Source organism: Streptomyces sp. NPDC044002, from assembly GCF_056434525.1.
This window is the reverse complement of the sequence record NZ_JBWKEZ010000088.1, coordinates 1-10,096: the sequence shown is the minus strand read 5'-3', so window position 1 is coordinate 10,096 and position 10,096 is coordinate 1. Positions and strand designations below refer to the sequence as shown.

Below are 10,096 nucleotides of genomic sequence, written 5' to 3'. Positions count from 1 at the left end.
TCCTTGGGCGGGGGGGAGATGTTCCCACAGCCGCCGGGCGCCTGGCGAACCGGCAAAACCCCCCCCCGGGCCGGCCACCGCCCGGGAGCGGTGACCGCCCCGCGGCCGGGGCGCGTCAGGCCTGTGCGGCGGGCGCGCGGCGGAACATGCGGGTCGCGGTGATCTCGCCGTGGATGGTCTCGCCCTCCGGGGACTGCTGGGGCAGGCCGGGGCGCAGGTGTTCCTCGACGCTGATGTACTTCAGCCCCGCGCGCAGGTCGGCGTCGTTGCGCAGCCGGATGACCAGCGGGAACTCGGCGAGGGCCGTGGTGTCGAAGAGGCCCGTGGTGTAGAGCAGCTGGACGCCGAGGGCGTCCGAGACGGCCCGCTGGAGCTCCAGCAGGTACGTGGCGTTCGCGCGCCCGATCGGGTTGTCAAGGAAGAGCGTGCCCGCGTGCCGGTGCTTGTCGCGGCCGCGGTCGTTGCTGCGCAGCGCGGCCATCGTGCAGTAGAGGGCGATGGCGGCGGTGAGCAGCTGGCCGCCGGAGAAGACGTCGCCCATCTGGCCGACGGGGACCCGCTCGGCGCGCAGCACCGCGTCGGGCTTGAGGATCTCGACCGCGATGCCCTTGGGCTCCAGGGCCGCCTGCACGCCGCGCAGGAGCAGGGACATGCCGTCGCGGCGGCCCTCGCCGAAGGCGGCGTTCTTCTTCACGGCCGTGCGGGTGGCCTCGTCGATGACCTCGCCGAGCCGTTCGGTGAGGGTGGCCTGGTCGGGCTCCTCGAAGCGGATCCGCAGGAACTCCTGGCCCGACCACTCGCCGAGGCCCTCGGGCAGCTGGGAGAGCCGCTGCGCGGAGCGGAGCGTGGCCAGGGCGGATTCCACCAGGCCGCGCAGCCGGTCGACGATGCTGTCGCGGTTGCGCTCCAGCTGCGCGAGCTCGTCGGTGAGCACGCGCAGGCGCGGGGCGAACGCGGCGGCCCAGGCGGCGGCGTGCTCGGGCAGGGCGGAGGCGGGCAGTTCGCGGATCTGCTGGCGCGCGGGGGTGCGTACCTGCTCGTAGCGGTTGGCGTTGGCGTGCCGGACCAGGACGTCGCTCGCCTCGCGCACCGCGGACTCGGCGGCGGAGAGGTCGGCGGCGCAGCCGCGCAGGGACCGGCGGGCCTCGGCGGCGGACTGCCGGGCCTCTTCCAGGGTGCCGGGGTGGGCCACCGGCTCCTGCTCGTCCTCGGGGTGCGTGTGGTCGCGCAGCAGGTCCCGCAGCAGGGCGGCGGTCTCGTCGAAGCCACCGGCGCCGTCCTCGGCGGCGCGGTGGGCGCGCAGCAGGTCGGCGTGGGCGGCCCGGGCGGCCTCCACGGCGGCGGAGTGCGCGGCGAGCTGGGCGGTGGCGGTGCGCAGCAGGCCCTGGGCCTGCTCCACGTCGGCCGGGATCAGCTCCTCGGGCAGCTCGGTGTGCGCCTCGCCCTCGGCGGGGGCGTGCCGTTCGGCTTCGCCGCGCAGCCGGCCGAGCTGCTCGCTCGCGGTGGACGCGCGGGACTCCAGCATCTGGACGAGGGCCTCGGCGCGGGCGGCGGCGGCCTGCCGGGAGGGGCCGTCGGCGCCGTCGGTGCCTTCGAGGAGCTGGGCGGCGCGGGTGCGGACCTTGTTGGTGAGGCGGTCGAGTTCGGCGAGGGCGGCGCTCTCGTCGCCCTCGGCGCGGGCCTGTTCGGCGCGCAGGTCGGCGCCGACGCCGACCTTCTCGTAGACCTGGGAGGCGGTGCGGTAGGCCTCGCGGAGGTCGGGCAGCGGAGCCTTGGCGGTGCCGTCGTCCTCGGGGAGGGGGTCGGGGGCTCCGGCGATCTCCGCGCGTTCGGCGCGCAGGGCGCGGGCGGTGCGGCGGGCGTCGTCGGCGGCGCGCTGGACGGCGCGGCGGTCCTCGTCGGCGGCGCGGGCGCGGTCCAGGCAGACCTCGGCGCGGGCTTCGGACTCGGCGGCCTCGTCGGCGAGTTCGCGGACCTTGGCCTGCCAGCCGGAGCGCTCGCGCAGGCGGTGGGCGAGGCCGGCGAGGGCGTCGGCGGCGCGGCGGGCGCGCTGGGCGGCGTCCTGGCGCTCGTCGCGGACGCGGGCGGCGTCGGCGGCGGCCTCGTCGGCCTCGGCGCGTACGGTACGGGCCTCCGCGAGTTCGGCGTCGGCCTCCTCGGCGAAGGACCGGGCGGCGGCGGCCTGCTGCGCCAGTTCGGCGAGGCGGCCGGGCGGGCAGCCGGTGCGCCAGGAGGAGAGCCGGGCGGCGAGTTCGCGGTCGCCGGCGAGGCGCGCGGCCAGCTCGCGGATCTCGGTGTCGCGGGCGGTGGCGCGGGCGCGCAGCGCGTGGCGCTCCTCGTCGGCGGCGTGCTCGTCGTGCATGGCCGGGTTCGGCGACACGATGAAGACACTGGACACCGCGGAATCGGCGTCCACCGGGGTGGCCGGCGCCAGCAGGGCGGCGGCCGTGCCGACGGCGACGGTGGAGCGGGGCAGCAGGGCGGCGGCGGAGAGGACCTCGCGGGCCCGGCCGTGGGTGTCGGGGTCGGTGATGACCACACCGTCGACGAGTTCGGGGCGGGCGGCGAGGACGGCGGCGTGGTCGGCGGGGTCCACGGACTGGGCGAGGTAGCGCCAGCCGGGCAGGGCCGGGATGCCGTGCTCGCCGAGGTACTCGACGGTGGCGAGGACGTCCGGGCCGGGCGGGAGCAGGCCGCCGTCGCCGAGCGCGCCGAGGATGCGGGCGTCGTCGGCGGCGGCGGTGCGCAGCTCGAACAGGTGGCGTTCGGCCGAGCCGACGGTGTCGGCCAGGATCCGCACCAGCTCGTCGGAGCCCCGGTCGAGGTCGGCGACGCCCAGGCCGCCGGGGGCGGGGGCGGTCACGGCGCCCGCCGCCGCGGCGGAGCCCTGGACACCGGAGGGGCCGGTGCCCGCCGGGACGGCGGCGCGGGCGGCGCCCGGTCCGGCCGGCGCGCCGGGCTCCGCCGCGCCGGAACCGGGGTGTGCCCCGCCGCGCGGGCGCGGGAGGAAGGTGTCGGGGGCCTGCGGGAGGCCCAGCAGCTCGGCCAGGCGCGGGGAGGCGGCCAGGGCTTCGGCGGCGCGGTGCTCCGCCGCGTGGGCGGCCTCGGCGGCGTCGGCGGCGTCGGCGGCGCGGGCGGCGGTGAGTTCGGCGCGGGATTCCGCGGAGGCGGCCTCGCGGGCGGCCTCGGCGGCGGAGCGGGCGGCTTCGCGGGACTCGTCCCAGGCGGCCACGGCGGCCTTCTCGGCGTCGCTGGCCGCGAGCGCGGCGCGGGCCGGGTCGGCGTCGGGGGCGCTGTCGTCGAGCCAGCCGGCCTTCACTGCCTCGGCGGTCTCCTGCTCGACCTCGGCGAGGCGGGCGCGCAGGTGCTCGGCCTCGCTGCGGGCCCGCTGGGCTGCGGTGGCGGCGGAGGTGGCGTCGCGGTGGGCGCCCTCGCCGAGGGACTGGAGTTCGGCGGAACGCTCCTCCTCCTCGTTGGCGGCGCGTTCGCCCTGCTCGGCGGCGGCGTGCAGGGCCCGTACCAGCTCGGCGGCGGCGGTGGCGCGGGCGGCCAGCGCGGGCGCGGCGTCCCGTTCGGCCTCCAGGATCGCGGCGGCGACGCGGGCGGAGCGGTCGGCGGCGGCGCGGTGGCGCAGCACGGTCTCGGCGGCCTGCCAGGCGGAGTGCAGGGTGCGGGCTTCGAGGAGCTCGCGGCGCTGGGCGGCGGCGGCCTTGTCGGCGACGGTCAGGGCCAGGGAGGCGTGCCGGTAGGCGAGTTCGGCGGAGACGGCGGCGCTGCGGGCGCGCTGGGACTCGGCGGCGGTGACCTCGTGGGCGGCGCCGGTGACCCGCTGGGCGAGGTCGGCGGCGCGGCCGCGTTCCTCGGAGGCGCGGGCGGACAGCCGCCGGGCGAGGGTGCGGGTGCGGCGCTCGGCGCCCGCGTGGACGTCACGCAGCCGGGAGCGGGTCTCGGCGGCTTCCACGATGCGGGTGAGGAGGTCCACCGAGCCGGCGGTGAAGTCGCGTTCGGCCATCAGCTCGGCGCGGCGGCCGAGCTTGTTGCCGAAGCCGTGGACCAGGTCGGCGAGGCCGTCGGTGTCGCGGGTGTCGGTGACGGCGCGCAGCAGGAGGTCGGTGAAGTCGGAGTCCTTCTTGACCGCGAAGAGGCCGGCGGCCTCGCCCTCGTCGGCGTTCATCTCGCGCTGGTAGCGGAAGAGTTCGGGGTCGAGTCCGAGTTCGGTGAGGTGCTCGTTCCAGCGGTCGTGGATCTCCTCCCAGTACACCTCCAGGTGCGGGTACGCCTTGCCGGCCTCGGTGATCGCGTCGCGGAAGCCCTTCATGGTGCGGCGGCGGCCCTGGGCTCCGGAGGCGCCCTCGACGGGCGGGCGTACGGAGGTGGCCTCGGCGACGGGGAGGTTGTCCAGGCTCAGGCCCGGGCCGGGGCGGAAGGAGTACCAGGCCTCGGCGAACTTGCGGGGGTCGTTGGAGACCTGGCGGCCGCGCCACTCGCTGACCTTGCCGACGACCACGCACTCGCCGGTCTGGGTGTGCTGCCATTCCAGGGCGACGTGGCCGCAGTCGTCGGCGAGGAGGAACTTGCGCAGGACGCCGGAGCTGGCGCCGCCCAGGGTGTTGCGGTGGCCGGGGAGCATCACCGAGAAGATCAGCTTGAGCAGGACGGACTTGCCGCCGCCGTTCTCCAGGAAGAGCACGCCGGCGGGCGCGGGGCGCCGCGGCGGTCCGGTGGGCTCGTCCTCGAAGAACTCCGCCTGGGTGGGCGCCGGGTGGGGCACCGGCTCGCCGACTCCGCGCAGGTCGAGCACGGTGTCGGCGTAGCGTGCGCCGGCGGGCCCGATGGAGTAGAGGCGGATCCGGGACAGCTCGTACATGGCGGCGGACTCTCGTTGCTTCTCGGTGTTCTCGGTGCGTTCTCGGTGCGGGGACGCGGGTGGGTCAGGCGTGGAACGGCAGGCCGGCGTCGGCGGCGAGTTCCAGGTCGTCGCCCTCGGGCGGCGGCAGGAGGGTGGCGGAGCCGTCGCTGACGGGGACCACGCCGAGTTCCAGGAGTTCGGCCATGGCCGCCGTGCCCGCCATGTCGCGGACCTGGAGCTGGTAGCGGGGGGTGGTCCGGTAGGTGCCGCCGGAGTCGTCGCCGGTCCGCTGGAGGAAGCCGGACTCGGTGAGGAAGGCGGCGGCCTTGCCGACGATGCCGGTGGTGGAGCCGGCCAGGCGGCGGGCGTCCTTGGTGGCGCCGGTCGCGCTGCGGCGGGCGTAGACCCGCCAGGCGGCCTCCAGGCCGGGGGCGTCGGAGGCGGGGTCGGTGTTCTCGCCGAGCTCCTCGGCGCGCTCCTCCAGGCGGCGGCAGGTCTGCCTGACGAAGGCGTCGACGCCGTTGACGGTGATCCGGCCGATGTAGCCGTCGTCGGCGAGGTCCTCGGGGCGGGGGAAGGCGAGGGCGGCGACGGCGAGGTGGGCGAGGCCGTGCAGGAAGCGGTCGCCGCCGTCGGCGGAGGTGCGGCGGGCGTAGTCGCCCATGCGGACGGCGAAGACGGAGTCCTCTCCGGCGGCGACGGCCATCCCGGCGCGCGGGGACACCTCCAGGACGACGAGGCCGAGGCCGGTGGCGACGGCGTCGGCAAGCCGCCCGAAGGCGGGGTCCTCGCGGTAGCGGCGCAGCAGCTCGGCGTACTCGGCGTCGCGGGCGGGGAGCAGCTTGGGCTGGAGCCCGAACCCGACGAGCCGGGCCGCGTCGGCGGCGTCGGCCGGGGTGAGGGACCCGCTGGTGGCGGCGGGGGGCGCGGCGGGAGCCGACGGCGCGTCGGGCTCGCTCCACGCGGGGTGCCGTTCGCTCCACGCGGGGTGCTCGGCGTGGTGGTCGCTCACGGGTGGGTCTCCTCGGTGGTGCGGGCGGTACGGGTACGGGCAGCCCCCGTGCGGGTGGGGGTCTGGGTGCGGGGCGGGGTGTCCGGGGCGATGGCCGGCCGGGACTGCGGGGTCATGCCGACTCCGCGCGGTCGGCGGCCATGCCTGCCGCGTCCAGGAGGGCCGTGCCGACGATCAGGTCGGCGCCGCCGAACTCCGGGTCGTCGAGCTGCGTGCCGTCGTCCACCGCGAACAGCAGCCGCTCCTCGCCCTGGCGGTACGCCGTGCCCACCGCCGGGCTCGCCGCGTGGACGGCGAGCAGGGCGACCAGGTACGGGAGGTCGGGGTCGTCGCGGCGGGCTTCGGCGAGGAGGCCGGAGAGCCGGCGCGGGGCGTCGTGCGGCAGGTCCAGGAGCTGGGTCGCGGCGGCGAGCTGCTCCTCGCTGAAGCGGCTGTCGTCCGGGGTGGCGATGAGGTCCGGCTCGGGCATCTCCGCGCCGAGGTGCTCCCGTTCCACTGGCGGGGTGAGGAGTATGTCCACCAGGTCGGCGACCCGTACCGAGACGGGGGTGCGCAGGCCGGTGCCGGCGGCGAAGAAGGCGTCGGTGACCCGGGTGGCCCGCTCCAGCGGGAGCGGCATCAGGGGTGCGACGAGCTGGCCGTACAGGTCGATCCCGGAGCGCGGGGCGGGCGCGGCGAAGGCCTGGCGGTCCTGCTCGGCGCGGAAGAGCGGGCCGGCGTCCAGCAGCCGCGACTGGAGCTGGGTGTGCCGGCGGATGCAGTCCTTGACGATGTCGACGAGCTCGGCGGCGCGCCGCTTGTTCTCGGGGTCCTCGGCCTCGTCCCGCGCCTTGCGGATGTTGGTGAGGATCGCGTTCTCGTGCCGGTAGCGGTCGGCGACGTGGTCGAGGGCCTCGGCGATCATGTCCGGGACGGCCTGGAGCCAGTCGACGGCGCGGACGTTGCGCCGGGTCGCGTCGAGGGTGCGGCGCAGGGTCTCGGCGTACTGGACGGTGCGGTAGCGGGCCTGTTCGGCGGCGAGCTGGGCGTCGGCCAGCCGGCCCCGGCTGATCAGCACCTCCAGCTTGACCTCGGCGGCGATCTGGGCGCTGGTGACGTCCGTGTCGAGGGCGCCGACCAGGACGTTGACCGCCTCGTCGGTGGTGCGCAGGTAGACCGCGCCGCCGTGGCCGGGGACCTCCTCGATCAGCTTGAAGTCGTAGTCCCGGCGGACGTAGACCCCGTCGGGGCCGAACGTGCCGTAGACCGCGCGGAAGCCGCGGTCCACGCTGCCGACGTTGATCAGGTTCTCCAGGACCCAGCGGGCGACCCGCTCGTGCTCGGCGGCCGGCCGCCGGGGGGCCTGGGCGGCGACGCGCGGCAGCATCCGGGCCACTATCTGCTCGTGGTCGGCGCCGGTGTCGAAGTCCATGTTGAGCGTGACGAGGTCGATCGCGGACAGCGCGACTTCCGCCATCGCGTAGACCCCGTACTCGCCGGCCAGGTTGGCCTTGCGTACGTCGAGGTCGTGGAGCGGGGCGGTGCAGGCCAGGGCACGGAGCCGCCGGGCGAGGCCCTCGTCGGCGGCCGGGCCCGGCGCCGGGGACGGAAGGGGTTTCGCCGGGGCTGGGAGAGTCACGTCGGAAAGAGTAGGCGGTGTCACGGACAACAACCCAAACGGCATGGTTTCCGCCGGACCGTCCCCCGGCGGCGGGCCGAGCGGCGCGGCCCCGCCGTCGCCGGCTGTTCTACGCTCACCGCATGGCTTCCATGATCACACCTCTGATCGACCTGAACGCCGACCTGGGCGAGGGCTTCGGGCGCTGGACGCTGACCGACGACGCGGCGCTGCTGTCGGTGGTCACGAGCGCCAACGTGGCCTGCGGCTTCCACGCGGGCGATCCGTCGATCATGCGCCGGGTCTGCGAGCTGGCCGCCGAGCGGGGCGTACGGATCGGCGCGCAGGTCTCGTACCGGGACCTGGCGGGCTTCGGGCGGCGGTCGATGGACGTGCCGGGCGGGGAGCTGGCGGCGGAGGTGGCCTATCAGATCGGGGCGCTGGAGGTGTTCGCGCGGGCGGCCGGGTCCCGGGTGTCGTACGTGAAGCCTCACGGTGCGCTGTACAACCGCACGGTGCACGACGCCGGCCAGGCCGCCGCGGTCGTCGCCGGGGTCCGGCTGGCCGCCGGGGAAGCCGGGCTGCCGGTGCTGGGCCTGCCCGGGTCGCTGCTGCTGGCGGCGGCCGCGGAGGCGGGGCTGGAGGCGGTGCCGGAGGCCTTCGCCGACCGGGCGTACACCCCGCTGGGGACGCTGGTGCCGCGCGGGGAGCCGGGGGCGGTGCTGCACGACCCGGACGCTGTGGTCGGGCGGGCGGTGCGGATGGCCGCCGAGCGGTCGGTGACGGCCTCCGACGGGTCCCCGGTGGCCGTGCCCGCGCGCTCGCTGTGCCTGCACGGGGACACCCCCGGGGCGGCGGGGCTGGCCCGGCGGGTGCGGGAGGCGCTGGAGGCGGCCGGGGTGCGGGTGGAGGCCTTCGCGTGAGGGCCCTGGCGGTGGGCCGGGAGGCCCTGCTGGTCGAGGTGGACACCGCCGGGGAGGTCGCCGCGCTCCACGCCGAGCTGCTGCGCCGCCGGGACGCGGGCGAGCTGGGCGGCGTACGGGAGGTCGTGCCGGCCGCGCGGACGGTGCTGCTGGACGGGGTCCGGGAGCCGGGCGCGCTGGCGGCGCGGATCGCGGGCTGGGAGGTGCCGCCGCTCGCGGAGGCCGAGGGGCCGCTGGTGACGGTGCCGGTGCGGTACGACGGGCCGGACCTGGCGGATGCGGCGGCCGCGTGGGGCGTCGCGGAGCGGGAGGTCGCGGGGCTGGTCGGGGGCATCGTCTTCCGGGTGGCCTTCTGCGGGTTCGCGCCCGGCTTCGGCTACCTGACGGGGCTGCCGGAGCGGCTGTGGCTGCCCCGGCGGGCGACGCCCCGCACGGCCGTCCCGGCGGGGTCGCTGGCGCTGGCCGGGGAGTACGCGGGGGTGTACCCGCGCTCCTCCCCCGGCGGCTGGCAGCTGATCGGCTCCACCGACGCGGTGCTGTGGGACCCCGCGCGGGAGCCGGCGGCGCTGTTCGCGCCCGGGGTGCGGGTGCGGTTCGAGGAGGCGGGGGCGGCGTGAGCGGGCTGCTGGTGCTGCGGGCGGGGGCGCTGACCACCGTCCAGGACGCGGGGCGCCCCGGGTACGCGCACCTCGGCGTACCCCGCTCGGGGGCGCTGGACACGGGGGCGTACGCGCTGGCCAACCGGCTCGTCGGCAACCCGGCGGGCGCCGCCGCGCTGGAGACCACCCTGGACGGGGTGCGGGTGCGCGCACTGGCCCCGGTGACGGTGGCCGTGACGGGCGCTCCCTGTGCCGTACGCGTCTGCGGGCGCCCGGCGGCCTGGAGTGCGCCGGTGTGGCTGCGCGCGGGGGCGGAGCTGGACGTGGGCCGGGCGGAGTCGGGGCTGCGCAGCTACGTCGCGGTACGGGGAGGTCTGGCTGCGCCGACGGTGCTGGGGAGCCGCGCGACGGACCTGCTGTCGGGGCTCGGCCCGCCGGTGCCGGTGGCGGGGTCGGTGCTGGAGGTCGGCCCGCCGGGCCCGGACCCGGTACCGTCCGCCGACGCCGTGGCCCCTGCGGGGATGCCGTCAGGCGAACTGGTGCTCCCGCTGCGGCTCGGGCCGCGGGCGGACTGGTTCACGGGGGCTTCGGTGGCGGCGCTGCTGTCCTCGGCGTACCGGGTGTCCCCGGCGTCGAACCGGATCGGCCTGCGCACGGAAGGGGGTCCGGCGCTGGCCCGCGCGCGGGGCGGGGAGCTGCCGAGCGAGGGGATGGTGCTGGGGGCGGTGCAGGTGCCGCCGGACGGGCTGCCGGTGGTCTTCCTGGCCGACCATCCGGTGACGGGCGGCTACCCGGTGGTCGGCGTCGTCCCGGCGGGACCCGCCCTGGACGCCGCCGCCCAGGCCCGCCCGGGCCTCGGGCTCCGCTTCGTTCCTTCTTGAACGCGCCGCTCGCGCGGCTCGGCCGCGGGCGGCCTCCCCGGCTTCGCGCCGCTGCGACAGCCTCCGGCCGTCGGACGTGGGGCGGGGCCGGTTCGCGTGGCTGGTGCCGGTGCGTCGTCTGCGGGTGGGTGGGCCGCTGCGCGGTGCGGGGTCCCCTACCCGCCCTTCCACCGTTCCCAGGGGCTCCGCCCCTGACCCCGGTCGCCTCAAACGCCGGCGGGGCTATCTATAGCCC

General features: G+C 77.3%; 6 protein-coding genes. 3 read left to right on the top strand and 3 right to left on the bottom strand.

Translation table 11 applies throughout. From position 1 onward, the window contains the following. Positions 1-115: 115 nt before the first annotated feature. From AC07A6_RS37350 to AC07A6_RS37340, 3 genes are all read right to left on the bottom strand, one after another. Positions 116-4,867 carry a hypothetical protein gene (locus AC07A6_RS37350; protein WP_478780100.1) on the bottom strand — a complete coding sequence of 1,584 codons (4,752 nt, stop codon included), beginning with the start codon at positions 4,865-4,867 and terminating at the stop codon, positions 116-118. Between the two features lie 64 nt (positions 4,868-4,931). Further along, positions 4,932-5,861: a hypothetical protein gene (locus AC07A6_RS37345; RefSeq protein WP_362470417.1), complete on the bottom strand. Its 930-nt coding sequence runs from the start codon at positions 5,859-5,861 to the stop codon at positions 4,932-4,934. Between the two features lie 112 nt (positions 5,862-5,973). Further along, positions 5,974-7,524: a hypothetical protein gene (locus tag AC07A6_RS37340; protein ID WP_362470414.1), complete on the bottom strand. Its 1,551-nt coding sequence runs from the start codon at positions 7,522-7,524 to the stop codon at positions 5,974-5,976. Positions 7,525-7,622: 98 nt separating this feature from the next. Between AC07A6_RS37340 and AC07A6_RS37335 the strand changes: the two genes are divergently transcribed. Genes AC07A6_RS37335 through AC07A6_RS37325 form a run of 3 tightly spaced genes read left to right on the top strand, consistent with a single transcriptional unit; the run spans position 7,623 to position 9,861 of the window. Further along, a complete protein-coding gene (locus tag AC07A6_RS37335; protein WP_362470465.1) occupies positions 7,623-8,381 on the top strand; it encodes a LamB/YcsF family protein in 759 nt (252 codons plus the stop codon). Further along, positions 8,378-8,998, top strand: coding sequence for a 5-oxoprolinase subunit B family protein (locus tag AC07A6_RS37330; protein WP_478780099.1), 621 nt, complete (start codon positions 8,378-8,380; stop codon positions 8,996-8,998). Before AC07A6_RS37335 ends, AC07A6_RS37330 begins: the two co-directional genes overlap by 4 nt. Positions 8,999-9,003: 5 nt before the next feature. Continuing rightward, positions 9,004-9,861, top strand: coding sequence for a 5-oxoprolinase subunit C family protein (locus AC07A6_RS37325; protein ID WP_478780110.1), 858 nt, complete (start codon positions 9,004-9,006; stop codon positions 9,859-9,861). Positions 9,862-10,096: the final 235 nt, after the last annotated feature.